15 protein-coding genes, 2 tRNA genes, 1 pseudogene and 1 other annotated feature are annotated in these 14,613 nt (G+C 43.6%); of the genes and pseudogenes, 11 read left to right on the top strand and 7 right to left on the bottom strand.

Translation table 11 applies throughout. The annotated features are described in order from the left end of the window. The first annotated feature begins 203 nt into the window (after positions 1–203). A complete protein-coding gene (locus LC586_RS36050; protein WP_229490345.1) occupies positions 204–521 on the top strand; it encodes a hypothetical protein in 318 nt (105 codons plus the stop codon). Further along, positions 518–889 carry an aspartyl protease gene (locus LC586_RS36045; protein WP_229490343.1) on the top strand — a complete coding sequence of 124 codons (372 nt, stop codon included), beginning with the start codon at positions 518–520 and terminating at the stop codon, positions 887–889. Before LC586_RS36050 ends, LC586_RS36045 begins: the two co-directional genes overlap by 4 nt. Before the next feature lie 186 nt (positions 890–1,075). On the opposite strand, the gene LC586_RS36040 is transcribed toward LC586_RS36045, so the two are convergent. Continuing rightward, positions 1,076–2,020, bottom strand: coding sequence for a glycosyltransferase family 2 protein (locus tag LC586_RS36040; protein WP_229490341.1), 945 nt, complete (start codon positions 2,018–2,020; stop codon positions 1,076–1,078). A 154-nt stretch (positions 2,021–2,174) separates the two neighbouring features. Between LC586_RS36040 and rplS the strand changes: the two genes are divergently transcribed. The 8 genes from rplS to rplL all read left to right on the top strand — a co-directional run bounded on the left by rplS (position 2,175) and on the right by rplL (position 6,526). Continuing rightward, positions 2,175–2,537 (top strand): 50S ribosomal protein L19, encoded by a 363-nt coding sequence (rplS, locus tag LC586_RS36035; protein ID WP_229463194.1) that lies wholly within the window; start codon positions 2,175–2,177, stop codon positions 2,535–2,537. 146 nt (positions 2,538–2,683) lie between these two features. Continuing rightward, positions 2,684–2,756, top strand: a tRNA-Trp gene (locus tag LC586_RS36030). Between the two features lie 179 nt (positions 2,757–2,935). After that, positions 2,936–3,157, top strand: a complete 222-nt coding sequence (gene secE, locus LC586_RS36025) for a preprotein translocase subunit SecE (protein ID WP_229490340.1) — start codon at positions 2,936–2,938, stop codon at positions 3,155–3,157. Then, positions 3,157–3,798 carry a transcription termination/antitermination protein NusG gene (gene nusG / locus LC586_RS36020; protein WP_229490338.1) on the top strand — a complete coding sequence of 214 codons (642 nt, stop codon included), beginning with the start codon at positions 3,157–3,159 and terminating at the stop codon, positions 3,796–3,798. Before secE ends, nusG begins: the two co-directional genes overlap by 1 nt. Positions 3,799–3,804: 6 nt before the next feature. Next, positions 3,805–4,230 carry a 50S ribosomal protein L11 gene (gene rplK / locus LC586_RS36015; protein WP_100898684.1) on the top strand — a complete coding sequence of 142 codons (426 nt, stop codon included), beginning with the start codon at positions 3,805–3,807 and terminating at the stop codon, positions 4,228–4,230. A 123-nt stretch (positions 4,231–4,353) separates the two neighbouring features. After that, entirely contained in the window at positions 4,354–5,067 is a 714-nt protein-coding gene (gene rplA / locus LC586_RS36010) for a 50S ribosomal protein L1 (RefSeq protein WP_229490336.1), read from the top strand. Positions 5,068–5,162: 95 nt separating this feature from the next. Further along, positions 5,163–5,331: a sequence feature (ribosomal protein L10 leader region), on the top strand. Positions 5,332–5,394: 63 nt separating this feature from the next. Continuing rightward, positions 5,395–6,009, top strand: coding sequence for a 50S ribosomal protein L10 (rplJ, locus tag LC586_RS36005; protein ID WP_229490334.1), 615 nt, complete (start codon positions 5,395–5,397; stop codon positions 6,007–6,009). A 124-nt stretch (positions 6,010–6,133) separates the two neighbouring features. After that, on the top strand, positions 6,134–6,526 hold the full coding sequence (gene rplL / locus LC586_RS36000; protein WP_229490332.1) for a 50S ribosomal protein L7/L12: 393 nt from the start codon (positions 6,134–6,136) through the stop codon (positions 6,524–6,526). Between the two features lie 144 nt (positions 6,527–6,670). Here rplL and hsdR read toward each other — a convergent pair whose 3' ends face one another. The 6 genes from hsdR to LC586_RS35970 all read right to left on the bottom strand — a co-directional run bounded on the left by hsdR (position 6,671) and on the right by LC586_RS35970 (position 13,256). Next, positions 6,671–9,049, bottom strand: a complete 2,379-nt coding sequence (hsdR, locus tag LC586_RS35995) for an EcoAI/FtnUII family type I restriction enzme subunit R (RefSeq protein WP_229490331.1) — start codon at positions 9,047–9,049, stop codon at positions 6,671–6,673. A gap of 231 nt (positions 9,050–9,280) precedes the next feature. Beyond that, positions 9,281–10,066 (bottom strand): ATP-binding protein, encoded by a 786-nt coding sequence (locus LC586_RS35990; protein WP_229490330.1) that lies wholly within the window; start codon positions 10,064–10,066, stop codon positions 9,281–9,283. 47 nt (positions 10,067–10,113) lie between these two features. Continuing rightward, positions 10,114–11,310, bottom strand: a complete 1,197-nt coding sequence (locus tag LC586_RS35985; protein ID WP_229490329.1) for an HsdM family class I SAM-dependent methyltransferase — start codon at positions 11,308–11,310, stop codon at positions 10,114–10,116. A 198-nt stretch (positions 11,311–11,508) separates the two neighbouring features. Then, positions 11,509–11,581, bottom strand: a tRNA-Ala gene (locus LC586_RS35980). A 65-nt stretch (positions 11,582–11,646) separates the two neighbouring features. Then, positions 11,647–12,375, bottom strand: a complete 729-nt coding sequence (locus LC586_RS35975) for an HAD family hydrolase (RefSeq protein ID WP_229490327.1) — start codon at positions 12,373–12,375, stop codon at positions 11,647–11,649. After that, complete coding sequence (locus LC586_RS35970; RefSeq protein ID WP_229490325.1) at positions 12,372–13,256, bottom strand: class I SAM-dependent methyltransferase; 885 nt, start codon at positions 13,254–13,256, stop codon at positions 12,372–12,374. Before LC586_RS35970 ends, LC586_RS35975 begins: the two co-directional genes overlap by 4 nt. Positions 13,257–13,664: 408 nt before the next feature. Here LC586_RS35970 and LC586_RS35965 point away from each other — a divergent pair. After that, a pseudogene (locus LC586_RS35965) lies at positions 13,665–14,489 on the top strand (RtcB family protein); the annotation flags it as partial. Positions 14,490–14,613 lie beyond the last annotated feature (124 nt).

Here is a 14,613-nt window from a genome sequence, read left to right as displayed (position 1 = left end):
AATCGCGTTCCAAACTATATTCCCACACTTGGCGGTGTTATTTCTTTTACAAGACATTCAACGCCTGAGAAACTTAGCACTTAGTCAAGGAATTGACATTCAAATTTCCAGGTGCAAGATATGAGGTAAGATTTGGGAACCAATGGTTCCCATTTGGCATTTTATAATAAATATGGACAATAAATTTTAATGAGGTCAAAAATATGACACACTCTTCACCAAAAAGAATAGTCAGACGTGGGAGAGTATTTCCGGAAATTCAATGGACTCAAGCACAAAAAGCTCAAGAAAAAGCCAGAAGACAGGTATTTTATGAGCGTTGTTGGGTGATTTTTGAGCGTTTAAAACCAGAAATACTAGATAAATACTATGGTTGGTATATTGCCATTGAACCTGATAGTGGGGATTATTTTATTGCTCAGGATAAAGAAGTAGCAAGTAAAATGGCCAGAGAAAAATATCCTCATGTGATTCATCATATTTTTGGCATTAATGAAACCGGAATTAGTGGCTCAATATGATTGAGGGAAGATTTGGAGAAAATGGACAAATTTATTTTGAAATTGATTTAATTGGTAAGGATGGTATTAGTTTTACTGTAGAAACAATGTTAGATACAGGATTTACTGAATTTTTAGCCATGAACAAACAAGATGTACAAAGTCTTGATTGGTCTTTTTTAAATCAAGATAAATTAAGAACTGCTCAAGGAGAAACTGAATTTGATGTTTATAGTGGTAGGGTAATAATAGATAGTCAAGAGTGGGAAATTCCTGTATTTGCTGGAGATGAAATCCAGGAAATTTTACTAGGTTCTCAATGGCTAAAATTATTTATATTATTAGTCGCTAATTATAGTCAAAATATAGCCAGTTTAGAGTTAATTTAATCAAGAGTTTCTACATAGAGACTTGCTATTGAATTCTGTTAGCGCAGCGGGGCGTAACCCATTCTGACTTCTGAATTCTCCTATCAGCTAAAACACATCTAATTTGCATATTTTGATTTCATCAAAATCTTGTGGGGTGGGCATCTTGCCCGCCCTGATTATGCAACTTAAATGCCGATTAGCTTATCACGATTCAATCAACACAAATTTGCGAACCTGAGAATTGTTTCCCTGAGAGCGGCGTGATGAGGCAGCAGTTAGCAAAAACTTCCAAGACTGAGGAGAAATTATAGACGGATCTATCATTGAAAGAAAACTCTTGATATTTTTTTGCTTCAGTGCTACTAAAATCCAATGGAGTTTCAGGTAATTTTTTATATCCTGAAAATGAGGAATCTTTGAGCGATGTTGCTCATTTACCAAGGCGTAAATTTTCTCCTTCATCAAAATATTTGTAGCTAAACGTCGAGACAAAGAAAACTTTTGATTATAAGCACCTGGCCAGACAGTGCGGTAAGCAAGACACTGATTAAGGAAAATAGCATCGCCAAACTGGGCAATCCGAATCCACGAATCGATATCATCACAGTTAGCATCGAGTGTGGAGTCCCAACCACCTGTTTGTAGAAAAGCATCACGTTGGGAAGCTACTTGTACAGGCGTGCCAAAGGGTACAAGCTCTAAGAGCATACCGTAGTGAATATCGGCTTGTGGGATATAAAAAGCTAAACCGGGGCCAACTTGGGGAGTGCGACTGAGTTCAACTTCATGCTCATCCACCTGAGCCGCCACACAAGAGCAGATTACAGCATCGGGACAAAGTGCGATCGCCTTAGCCATCTCTTCTATGCAGTTAGGCGCTAAATAGTCGTCATCATCTAAAAACTTAATCCAGTCGCCGCTAGCTTTGGCAACTCCAGCATTTACCGTTGCTGCATGGCCAAGGTTCACTTCGTTACGATGGTAAACAACTTTGTCCCCTAAACTTTTAATATAGGTTTGGGTATCGTCAGAAGAACAGTCATCGGCAACAACTACCTCACACTCGATTGTTTGGTTACGAGCCGAATCAATTGCTCTTTGCAGCAAATTTAAGCGATTATAGGTACTGATGACGACGCTAAATTTCATAAATTTCACCCCTGTGTGACAGCATTCTGCAATATAGCTTTGAACTTTAGGCTGTTGTATCAGTAAAATTATCAATCCTAACAAGTAGACTGAAATAGGATTATCGATTTATCATTGATGATCGTGAGATTTTTTTAAGCAGACACCAAAGACTATGAGCGCTCAAGAGATTATCCGCTCGATTGAAGCGGAACAGCTAAAATCGAATCTGCCCGACATTTATGTGGGCGACACTGTAAAAGTCGGAGTGAAAATCAAGGAAGGCGATAAATACCGCGTACAACCCTACGAGGGAGTAGTGATTGCCAAGCGCAACGGTGGCATCAACGAAACTATTACAGTCCGTAAGGTTTTTCAAGGTGTGGGCGTTGAGCGGGTGTTTCTGTTGCATTCTCCCCGGATTGACAGCATCAAAGTATTACGTCGTGGTAAGGTACGCCGTGCTAAACTGTATTATCTGCGCGATCGCGTAGGTAAGGCAACCCGGATCAAGCAACGGTTTGACCGCCCTTTGTGATTCGTTTTTCAATAGTATGGGAGAAATCTTAAGCGGCATCTGCCGCTAACTTGTTTTCTCGACGAAATTGAGGTATGATAAAAATCGCGTGTTGCGTTAAACTGAAAATTTAGTTCAGCGCAATAACTGAATCAAAAACAGCTTGTGCGCTCTTAGTTCAGTTGGTAGAACGCAGGTCTCCAAAACCTGATGTCGGGGGTTCAAGTCCTCCAGGGCGCGCTCAAGAGCAAAAAACAAAGCCCGAAATAATTACGCAACTGCTAATATAGCAGTTAGCGATAATAATTTCGGGTAAACTTATTGTATTTGTAGTTGTTTTGCTTTCAGTAAGTGAAATAGAGTCGAAACTGCAAACCTGGATGACCAAAATTGAGTGACAAACGGGGGAATTAAGGGTCGTGGCCAAAAAAAGTGAAGCAGAATTGCCAGAAACCACAAATGGGTTTAGCTTTAACAACTTCATACAGGGAACCAAAGAAGAACTTGAAAAAGTAGTTTGGCCCAGTCGGAAACAGATAGTGAGCGAATCCGCCGCTGTGTTGTTAATGGTGGCACTCTCGGCATCTTTGATATACTTGGTCGATGGATTGTTTAGTTGGGCAGCAAAACAGGTGTTCTGATGACTTTTGCAACAGACGAACCTCGCAACTCCACCTTGCAGTCAGAGGAAACAGGAGAAACAGCAGAAGCAGCGTCAAAAGAAGCACGTTGGTATGCAGTGCAAGTAGCCTCAGGCTGTGAAAAGCGTGTAAAGACTAACTTAGAGCAACGCATTCAAACTTTTGATGTAGCCGACAAAATTGTTCAGGTAGAAATTCCGCAAACGCCGGCGGTGAAAATCCGCAAAGATGGCAGTCGCCAGCATACAGAAGAAAAAGTTTTCCCTGGCTATGTGCTGGTGCGGATGATGATGGATGATGATACCTGGCAGGTGGTACGAAACACCTCTCATGTAATTAACTTTGTCGGTGCAGAACAAAAGCGTGGTAGCAGTAAAGGTCGCGGTCATGTGAACCCCATACCACTGAGTTCTTCAGAAGTCGAACGCATATTCAAACAAACCAGCGAACAGGAAGCTGTTGTCAAAATTGACATGGCTACTGGTGATAAGATAATGGTGCTTTCTGGCCCATTTAAAGATTTTGAAGGCGAGGTAATTGAAGTTTCTCCAGAACGGAGTAAACTTAAAGCCTTGCTCTCAATTTTCGGCAGGGATACACCAGTAGAACTGGAATTTAATCAGGTAGAGAAACAGAGTTAAATACAAATGGCGAAGAAAGTAGTGGCGGTCATTAAACTGGCCCTGAATGCTGGAAAAGCCAACCCAGCACCGCCAGTTGGGCCCGCCTTGGGTCAACATGGCGTTAACATCATGATGTTCTGCAAAGAGTACAACGCCAAAACAGCAGACCAAGCTGGAATGGTGATACCTGTAGAAATCTCGGTTTTTGAAGACCGGAGTTTTACATTTGTCCTCAAAACGCCACCAGCATCAGTGTTGATTCGGAAGGCGGCGAAAGTTGAAAAAGGCTCGAATGAACCCAACAAAAAGAAGGTTGGGTCAATTAGCAAAGCACAATTGCAAGAAATAGCCCAAACGAAACTCCCCGATCTTAATGCCAACGACATAGACGCGGCAATGAAGATTGTGGCAGGAACGGCTAAAAATATGGGTGTAACAATCACGGATTAGTCATTGGTCATTGGTCGTTGGTCATTAGTAAAAAACTAGCGACAAAAGACAAATGGCAAAGGACTGATAACTAAAAATTATCGGGGGAGAGGCGAGGCTTCGGAATTACCCCAGGAGAACAAAATGCCAAAAATATCGCGTCGTTTGCAGACGCTGCAAGCAAAAGTAGAAGATAAGGACTATCATCCTTTAGAGGCTTTAGCCCTTCTCAAAGACACAGCAACAGCTAAATTTACCGAAGCTGCGGAAGCGCATATCCGGTTAGGAATCGACCCTAAGTATACAGACCAACAGTTGCGGACAACGGTAGCACTGCCGAAAGGTACAGGACAAATCGTTCGGGTGGCGGTGATTGCCAGAGGCGAAAAGGTCAATGAAGCAAGCAACGCTGGTGCTGATATAGTCGGATCAGAAGAACTGATTGACGAAATCCAAAAAGGTAGAATGGATTTTGACAAGCTGATTGCCACACCCGATGTGATGCCACAGGTGGCAAAGCTGGGTAAATTGCTTGGGCCGCGTGGTTTGATGCCATCGCCCAAAGGTGGAACCGTAACATTTGATTTAGGAAGTGCGATCGCAGAATTCAAAGCTGGTAAACTAGAGTTCCGAGCTGATCGAACTGGTATTGTCCATGTTATGTTTGGTAAGGCAACCTTCTCGCCTGAAGATTTGTTAGTCAACCTGAAGGCATTGCAGGAGACGATTGACCGTAACCGTCCTTCAGGGGCTAAAGGTCGTTATTGGCGCACATTTTATGTGTCAGCCACAATGGGGCCATCGATTAAAGTTGATATCAGCGCCCTACGAGATTTAAAACTGAGCGAAGCAGCGTAAAAGGGACTGGGGACTAGGGATTAGGGACTGGGGACTGGGGATAATACCCAATCTTCACATCTAATACCCAGTACCCAATACCCAATCACCAGTACCTAATTAAATAGGCAAAGCCGGAGACAGCAGGTGCTAAAAGCTTAAATATCCTGCCGAGGTTAAAACTCTAATAGTCAGAATTACCACCCATAAAGGTGTGATAACTATGGCGTTAAGAGTCTTAATACTCGACCCCGGCTAGATTAGCTGGGGTTTGTTGTTTGGGTTCAGGTTTAGAAAAAACGTACAAGTAGGGCACTTCACCGATTATTTTAAGGAGGTGAGATTGGAATGGGTAGAACACTAGAAAATAAAAAAGAGATAGTAGCTGACCTCAAAGAAACTTTGAGTCAGTCAACTCTGGCACTGGTAATAGAGTATCAGGGACTAACTGTTGCTGAAATTAGCGATTTACGGCGGCGTCTGCGTCCCAGTGGTACTGTTTGTAAGGTGACGAAGAACACCCTAATGGGCATTGCCATTAAAGATGATGAAAAATGGCAGCCTATGTCGGAATTGCTCAACGGTTCTTCCGCCTTTTTGCTGGTAAAAGAAGATTTTTCATCGGCAATTAAGGCATACCAAGAATTCCAAAAAGTCACCAAGAAAACAGAACTTCGTGGTGGTGTACTGGAAGGTCGCCTACTCAAAGAACCTGATGTTAAGGTGCTGGGAGACTTGCCATCTAAGGAACAACTCATCGCCCAAATTGCTGGGGCTATCAACGCCTTGGCTACCAAGATTGCTGTGGGTATCAACGAAGTTCCTGGTTCACTGGCTCGTGCTTTGCAGGCTGTGGCCGACCAAGAGCAAAGTGGTGGTAGCACTGAAACTGCTGCTGTACAAGATAGCGGCGCCGAAACCGCTACTGAAGGCGATAGCAGCACACAAACTGCTGCTGAATAGACTTCATGGTTCATCAGTCAAGAGGAGGCAGTGCGGTCTTGGGGTCTCCCCAAGTGGAGCAGCTGCCGTTCAAAAGCTAATGACTAATGACTAATAAATAATCAAAATTACAGGAGTTATATCAATGTCTGCTGCAACCGATAACATTTTAGAACAACTAAAAACCCTTTCTTTGCTGGAAGCTTCTGAGTTAGTCAAGCAAATTGAAGAAGCTTTTGGCGTGAGTGCTGCTGCACCCGTTGGTGGCATGATGATGATGGGTGGTGGTGCTGCTGCTGCTCCTGCTGAAGAAGCTGTGGAGCAAACCGAGTTTGAAGTGATTCTCGAATCAGTCCCAGCTGATAAGAAGATTGCCGTGCTGAAGATTGTCCGGGAATTGACCGGTTTGGGTCTGAAAGAAGCGAAAGACTTGGTAGAAGCTGCGCCCAAGGCAGTTAAAGAAGGTATTGCTAAGGATGCTGCTGAAGATGCTAAGAAGCGCATCGAAGAAGCTGGCGGTAAGGTGACTGTTAAGTAGTCACAATTCTATTACCAGTTTTTTATTAAGGAGTCTGAGTCAGGCTCCTTTTTTTTGGATTTTTCTTCAAGTATATAAGGGGATAGTTATCTAGTTTTAAGTTAACTATCTAACTGGTGTGCTTAATTGTAGAGACCTGTTCAATTAAGCTGCCATGTCCTGTGAATACAAATACTGCTGAAACCCGATAAATACTTCACTGATATTCGCAACGCTCCCTAGTTCTTCAACAGCATCACAAACAGCATGGTATTTTAACTCTAACAGTTGAGGTAATTTATTGCGATCGAGTTCCCCCACCCCTGCTTTGATGTATTGCTCTAGTACAAATTCGAGAAATTCTTGCTGTTTGCCGATATAGCGCGAGAAGATTAAGGACTTGTAAGCAAGGACGCGCTCTCGGCGGCTCATAGGTGGAGAGGCATAGGCAATATAAGCCAGCACATCATATAAATCGCTTTTCTCGGCATCGATCAGGCGACTAATCTCCGTGAGTTGTTCCTCCCCGTAGCCCTTCTCTGCCAGTCCTTCTAATAAAGCTCTACGGGTGTCAGGGCGGCTCCAGATTGCTCTTAATTCGTCTTCATCTCTGAATAGTTCAGGAATTTTACCAAAGAGACGTTCCACAAATTCTGCGGCGCTCATGGGTTTACCGTCTGGACTCCAGAAGCTAGTAGACATCTGGTGCTCGAAGGTGCGTTCTTTGCCATCAGCGAGTTTGATTTTGATGGTTTTGGGGAGGGGAACTTCTGTAGTTTCGTTTATAATTTTGCCTCTATTTATACTATCATCTGTTGGCGAGACATTGTATTTACCTAATTCCTCCCCACCTCTGGCAATTTTGACGAGAACAGGTTCTTGGGGTTCGCCGTCCCATTCAGGATCGTTGAAGTGTTCGTAGGCTTTGACGAAATCATAAATAGTGAAATAGTCTTTCCCATCAAATAGGCGAGTACCGCGACCGATTATTTGCTTAAATTCAATCATCGAGTTGATGGGGCGCATCAGCACAATGTTACGAACGTTTCGGGCATCAACGCCAGTGGATAGCTTTTGGGAAGTTGTGAGAATAGTGGGAATATTTTTCTCGTTGTCTTGAAAAGTACTGAGGTGCTGTTCGCCGAGTTTCCCATCATCGGCGGTGACGCGAACACAGTAATTAGGGTCACTGCTAATTTTCATTTGGTTGATTAAATCCCGCACAGCTAGAGCGTGGGGTTGGTTGGCGCAAAACACCAGAGTTTTTTGATTCTGGTCAATTTCTTCCATGAACAGTTGCACCCGGTAACGTTCGCGCTCGGCAATTTCAATAATGCGGTTGAAGTCGGCTTCAGTGTAAATTCTGGCTTCGTCTACTGCACCTTCTATTAATTCATCTTCGGTACTGTAAATATATTCATCTAGGTTAGTTTCGATTTGCCTGACTTTAAAGGGAGTAAGAAACCCGTCGTTGATGCCGTCTTTGAGGGCGTACTTATAGACTGGCTCGCCGAAGTAGGTATAGGTGTCTGCGTTGTTGGCACGCTTGGGGGTGGCGGTCAGTCCCAGTTGTACTGCTGGGGAGAAGTATTCTAAAATACCGCGCCAGGTGCTTTCGTCACTGGCTCCGCCTCGGTGACATTCATCAATGATGATGAAATCAAAGAAGTCGGGGGGATAGTCGCTGAATTTGGGCGTAGCATTGCCTGCGTCGTCCCGTCCGGTCATAAAAGTCTGGAAAATGGTAAAAAAGATACTGCCATTTTTGGGGACTCGACCCCGTTTTTTGATAGCTTCGGGGTCGATGCGGACGAGGGCATCGTCGGGGAAGGCTGAGAAAGAGTTATAGGCTTGGTTGGTTAAAATATTGCGATCTGCTAGAAACAAAATTCGCGGGCGACGGGTGGGTTGTCGGCTGAGGTTCCAACGGCTTTGAAAGAGTTTCCAGGCGAGTTGGAAGGCGATAAAGGTTTTACCCGTGCCAGTTGCCATCGTTAACAAAATTCGGTCTTTTCCTTGGCAGATCGCTTCTAAAACGTGCTTAATGGCGTTGTGTTGATAATACCGAGCTTCTTTTGTGCCGCTCATATCTTCAAAGGGAACGGCGGCAAAGCGTTCACGAAGTGTCTCTGAAAGAGAATCGCGCCACTCATTATCTTTGCTAAAGGTGGCTTCCCACAATTGCTCCGGGGTGGGATATTGGTTGATGTAGCCTTCTGCCCCTGTGTGCATATCTACTTGGTAGATTCCGATGCCGTTTGTAGAGTAAGCGAATCGAGTCTGCAACTTTTCGGCGTATTTTTTGGCTTGCCCTAAACCTGCGGTATCTGGTGAGTCGCGTTTTTTGGCTTCGATGACGGCGAGTTTTTCACCACGATAAACCAGCACATAATCGGCGATGTCTGATTGAGCGCGTTTACCGTTGCCAACTAAGCGACCAGGGGCAATAACTTCGCGGCGGATACGACTACCTTCAATGATGCCCCAGCCTGCGGCTTTTAGTGCGGGGTCAATTAGTTCGGCACGGGTTTCGGCTTCGTTCATATTTCGCTTATCTCGATTTGCTTTTAAGCACTTTTTTGTTTATTCTGAAAGGGTTTCAGCCTTTGAGAGTGACTCATCTCGATTTGTTTTTAAGCACTTTTTTGTTTATTCTGAAAGGGTTTCAAGTTTTGAGAGTGACTCATCTCGATTTGCTTTTAAGCACTTTTTTGTTTATTCTGAAAGGGTTTCAGCCTTTGAGAGTGACTCATCTCGATTTGCGTTAAAACACTTTTATGCCCAAAAAGGGACATAGCGAGCATAGCGGGTAGAAGTTGAATCGGATTCGTCTGCCTTTATCAAGCCAGCTTCTTTGGTAACTCCTATAATCTGAGAAACGGCTGCTGTCTTTGACTCACTGAGACGAAACCGATCCCGTAGGGTTTGGTTAGACATACGTTGATTACTGACATATAGCAGACAGCAATGTTGGTAGCAGGCTCGAATACGGTCTGTTTTGCTCATATCCGCAAAATCTTGATGGGCAAACAGTACTGCTGTAGTGCGTGTGTCACCTACTCGAAAATCTGGTGCAGGTAGTTGAAACATCTCTGCTGCGCTTACAACTTTGTCAATGCCACTACCTTTTTCTTCACATATACCGAAACGTCGCATTACGTCGGCGAGTTGTTCGTTACGGGAGCGATTTTCATCAATAAATCGCTCTACCTTAATAGGCGGAATGCCGGGATTAGATATCTCAATGCGATCGCTATACATCTCGATCATCACTGAAGTACCTGTTGCTAGAAAATCCTGATGCACCAAAGCATTAGCAATAAGTTCTCGTAAAGCCTGTTCCGGGAACATCTTTACTTCTTCTCGCACAACTTCCTCGATAAAGCGATTTTGCGGTGCTGCTGATTGGACAAAATCTACTAATCTGTCAAAGCCAACGGCATATCCTCGGTTGCCTGTGTTGTCGTCACGAGTTTGTAGCTTATTGATACCTTCATATATAACAACACGGGGTGCTTTACGAGCCAATGCAGGGGAAAAGGCATCCAGTTTTTTCGCCAAAGGGTAATCATGCTGCAATTCCCTCCTTAGCGGTTTTCCTCACTTGGTTAGGGGTGTCTGCGGTGAGTTCGCCAGTGAATGCTTTTTGCAGGATGGATTGTTTGAGTTCGTTGTTGGTAATACCAAATTTTCCGAGTCGCCATTCCTTCATTTAAAGGTTTTCCCTGAGAAAATAAAGGCGTTCCCTGAACGGAGTCAAAGGGCTTTCCTTTCTCAAAAAACAGCACCACCGTTTTCACCCCCGCCCCGATAAAAGTCCCACTCGGACAATCCAAAATCGTGTGCAGATTGCAACTACTCAAAAGCTCCTGACGCAACGCCCGCGAAGCATTGTCCGAATTTGACAGAAAGGTATTTTTGATTACCACCGCCGTCCTACCGCCCATCTTCAGGATTTTGATGAAATGCTGCAAAAACAGAAACGCCGTTTCCCCAGTCTTAATCGGGAAATTCTGCTGTACTTCCTTGCGTTCCTTCCCCCCAAATGGCGGATTAGCCAAAATTATATCAAAGCGATTCTTGTCCTGAATATCACTGAGATTTTCCGTCAGCGTGTTGGTGTGGATAATATTCGGCGCATCAATGCCATGCAAAATCATATTCATGATCGCAATCACATACGCCAAACTTTTCTTTTCTTTACCCGTAAATGTATATTTTTGAAGTATCTCTAGCTCTTTTGTCGTCAGCTTACCCCCACGTAAATAGTCGTAACTCTCGCACAAGAACCCCGCCGAACCGCAAGCCCCATCATAAATGCGATCGCCAATCTTCGGCTTCACCACCTGAATCATCGCTCGAATCAACGGGCGCGGTGTGTAATACTCACCCCCATTGCGCCCCGCATTACCCATATTTTTGATTTTGGCTTCATAGAGATGGGATAGCTCATGTTTCTCCTGTTGTGATCGAAACCTTAGCTCATCAATATATTCGAGCGCATCTCGCAGACTATAGCCACTTTGAAATCTATTCTTGATTTCGCTAAAAATCTCACCGATTTTGTACTCGATCGTATCCGGGCTGGTAGCCCGCAGCTTAAATCCCTGGAGATAGGGGAATAGCTGGCGGTTCACATAATCAATCAAATCATCCCCAATCAGCGCATGATCATGATCTACCGTGCCATCCGCCTTCTTGGGAGCCGCCCAAGCTGACCACTGATGCGCTTCATCAATGATAAATTCATAGGACTTGCCCACTAACTCCGCTTCCAGTGCCCTTTCCTGCTCCAAATCATCCAAATACTTCAGAAACAGCAACCAAGACGTTTGTTCGGTATAGTCCAACTCCGTAGTACAACCCGCCTCCTTCAGAGAACGTCATCAATATTTTTAAAACTTTGCTCAAACATTTAGCTTTGCTGTGGGATTTTTACCGTCGGCAGTTACTCTAGTTAAGGAAGTTTATTAGCCTTGGTTAGCATTATGTAGAGCGGCAAATGGAGAATAACGGATTTGAACCGATGGCCTCTGCGGTGCGATCGCAGCGCTCTACCAACTGAGCTAATTCCCCAAAATCTGTGCAAAGTCAAGAGTAATATTACTCATTAACTTAATACACCATCACCATAGAGTATTCTAACATTCAGTTACCGATGGCTGAGGCTGTTTTTGGGAATAAACCTTCTGCACGCGTTCGAGTTCCAAATCACTGAGATAATCAACAGTCCAGTTACAGCAACGCTGGAGCATGTGGAATGGGTAAGTATTCGCTACACCAACTACTTGCATGTGCGATCGCTTCGCCGCTTCGATACCTGCTGGAGTATCTTCAATTGCCAGACACTCATGCGGTTGAAGATTCAATTCAGGATATTCTTTATTCAGGCGTTTCACTGCCAGTAGATAACCATCGGGTTCTGGTTTACTGGTGGTGATGTCATCACCGGCGACGATAATTTTAAAATGTTCAGCTAGTTTAGCTCGATGGAGTACCAATTCTATTTCTTGACGAATAGCGCCACTGACTAATCCTAGTTTCAGATTCCGCGATTGCACTTGAAATATTAAATCTTCTACACCTGGATATAAAGGCAGTTTCTCGATTTTCTCTAGTTCCACCACATAGGCTTGGGCTTTGCGGTATAGCAACTGAGTTAAATAGTTTTCGTTAGCGACTCTACCACGATTAGCGAGTAGTTGCACAAAACAAGCGCGATCGCTGCGTCCAAGAGAAGCTTGACGCTCACTCACGCGTTGGGGTTGGAGATTTTCTTCAATGAGAATCTCATCTATCAGTTGCAGGTGGATTGGCTCATCGTTAATGATGACACCATTAAAATCAAAGAGAACTGCCTTTAAACTCATGCCCTTATGCCAAATGCTGGAGATCCAAGTCCCTCCAAATCATTATCTATTGATGTGGGAGTATACTGACGGACATTTTCGGTTGCTATTGGTTTAATGCCGCTAGTTACCTGATTTATCCACCATACATCGTGCGATCGCACAGCTTCAAATCCGGCTGCACCCATATTCGCGTCCACGCTACCAGCAGCATACTCACGAATATATGGCTCCTCAAAAACATCATTAAGCCATTCTAACTGACGCAGAGTCTTCTGATTCCCATCTAGAATTAATACTTGCCCTCCAGCTACCAGCAACCGGAAGCTTTCCCGCAGAATTCCTAGGGACACCGCATCTGGTGTTTCGTGGAATAGCAAAGAAGCTGTCACTAAGTCAAATGTTGCGTCACTCAAACCTGTTTTTTCAGCATTTCCGTGTCGCCAGACTATATCTAAACCAGCATTTCTAGCTTTATCTTCTGCCCTTACCAGCATATACGGTGATAAATCCAAACCAATAACTTCCGCATGGGGGAAAGCCTGCTTTAACATTAAAGTAGTGGAACCTGTACCGCAGCCTAAATCGAGTATGCGTCGTGGTTTTACCTTGACAGCATCAATTAAAGCCTGACGGACAATAGTTTCATTCGGCGGCACAACATATTGGGTAATGGGATCGTAACTAACTGCTGCACCGTAATTGAGATATCCGCCTGTAATCCCGTGAAAGTTTTGACTGCTGTAGTATGCCGGAATTATCACATCATCTCGTCGATAGCGATCGCACTCTTTCTCCCAGTCAATACTATCAGCGTAACGCCGTAATCCATCTTCATCAATTAAAAGACGCACTACAGGGGATAAAAAACGTTCCCAGATTGTATCTTGACGCACTGCCATATTCTGTCAGAACTCTAAGAGGTTATTTAAACAGAGTAATTTTCTTTACAAATTTTAATACATTTGGTAAATATCTGCTTCCTCTCTGTGGTATATATTGACGCTTGTAATCTTGTTTATTACACTTGTAGTATAAATAGTAGTTCTTCAGCTTCACGAAAATTGAGCAGGTCAAATGAAAGACAATAAATATTTAAATTGCTACTACTAACTAGTAGTATGTCAAGTTTACATTGATGGGTAAGGAAGTTCGTAGTAAGGATTTTAGTCCTTATTTTATAAGCACTAAACTGCTTACTACAAACCCTGGAAAAGTACTAGATAATGGTTTATAAGTCATACAGATAATTATCAGTACAATCTACCCAATCCCAAATCAAAAATTTAAAATCCAAAATACAAAAAATTATGCCCTACGAAAAGTTAGAAATTACCACACCAGCACCCGTATTATCTTGGGCAAATCACTCTTTGGGCCCAGAAGAAACCAAGATGGCAAAGAATGTAGCATCATTACCATTTGTGTTTAAGCATATCGCATTAATGCCAGATGTTCACTTAGGGAAAGGTGCCTTAGTTGGTTCTGTAATTGCAACCAAAGAAGCGATTATCCCAGCTGCTGTGGGTGTGGATATTGGTTGTGGGATGAGCGCTATCAAAACATCATTTACCGCCAAACAACTCGAAGGTAAACTGAAGAAAATCCGCCTGGATATTGAAGCAGCAATTCCTACTGGATTTAACGAAAACAAAGACGTTGAAAAATCTGTCAGCAATTGGCAACACTGGGAGGATTTTAAAGACTTGCATCGCGGCGTGCAAGACCTACAAAGTAAAGCAATGAAACAGATGGGTTCTCTGGGTGGAGGAAACCATTTTATTGAAGTGTGCCTTGATACAGAGAATCAAGTTTGGCTGATGCTGCATTCTGGTTCGCGTAACATTGGCAATAAACTCGCCCAGTGTCATATTCACACAGCCAGAGAATTAGCAAAAATGGCAGGTAATAAATTGCCTGACCCTGATTTAGCTCACTTTGTTGCTGGTACGCCAGAATTCCAAGCATACTGGCATGATTTGCAATGGTCACAAAACTATGCGCGTGTCAACCGCGATGTGATGATGGCGCGTTTTAAGCATATTGTCGAGAAGCATTTAGCAGGTGGGAAGGCAACTAAACCTTTATTGCAGGTTAATTGTCATCACAATTACGCCGAAAGAGAAGTGCATTTTGACCGGATAAGTCGCGGCGTGCAAGCCCCTAAATTTATTTATGGGGGTAAGCCGCAGGCGAATTTATTCGCCGTCATGTTTCGTTCTGATTTTGAATGTACATTTTAATAGTGTCTAAAGTCGC

This window comes from Nostoc favosum CHAB5714, assembly GCF_020829495.1.
Taxonomy (GTDB): domain Bacteria; phylum Cyanobacteriota; class Cyanobacteriia; order Cyanobacteriales; family Nostocaceae; genus Nostoc; species Nostoc favosum.
The sequence above is the reverse complement of the archived record's forward strand: the minus strand, read 5'-3'. Positions and strand labels throughout refer to the sequence as shown.

Excerpts from the sequence above, each read along its gene's own strand:
- LC586_RS35970 (WP_229490325.1), bottom strand. The coding sequence starts at position 13,256 with ATGGCAGTGCGTCAAGATACAATCTGGGAACGTTTTTTATCCCCTGTA.
- rplS (WP_229463194.1), top strand. The coding sequence starts at position 2,175 with ATGAGCGCTCAAGAGATTATCCGCTCGATTGAAGCGGAACAGCTAAAA.
- nusG (WP_229490338.1), top strand. The coding sequence starts at position 3,157 with ATGACTTTTGCAACAGACGAACCTCGCAACTCCACCTTGCAGTCAGAG.
- LC586_RS36050 (WP_229490345.1), top strand. The coding sequence starts at position 204 with ATGACACACTCTTCACCAAAAAGAATAGTCAGACGTGGGAGAGTATTT.
- rplA (WP_229490336.1), top strand. The coding sequence starts at position 4,354 with ATGCCAAAAATATCGCGTCGTTTGCAGACGCTGCAAGCAAAAGTAGAA.
- LC586_RS36045 (WP_229490343.1), top strand. The coding sequence starts at position 518 with ATGATTGAGGGAAGATTTGGAGAAAATGGACAAATTTATTTTGAAATT.
- rplJ (WP_229490334.1), top strand. The coding sequence starts at position 5,395 with ATGGGTAGAACACTAGAAAATAAAAAAGAGATAGTAGCTGACCTCAAA.
- hsdR (WP_229490331.1), bottom strand. The coding sequence starts at position 9,049 with ATGAACGAAGCCGAAACCCGTGCCGAACTAATTGACCCCGCACTAAAA.
- rplK (WP_100898684.1), top strand. The coding sequence starts at position 3,805 with ATGGCGAAGAAAGTAGTGGCGGTCATTAAACTGGCCCTGAATGCTGGA.
- LC586_RS35975 (WP_229490327.1), bottom strand. The coding sequence starts at position 12,375 with ATGAGTTTAAAGGCAGTTCTCTTTGATTTTAATGGTGTCATCATTAAC.
- rplL (WP_229490332.1), top strand. The coding sequence starts at position 6,134 with ATGTCTGCTGCAACCGATAACATTTTAGAACAACTAAAAACCCTTTCT.
- LC586_RS36040 (WP_229490341.1), bottom strand. The coding sequence starts at position 2,020 with ATGAAATTTAGCGTCGTCATCAGTACCTATAATCGCTTAAATTTGCTG.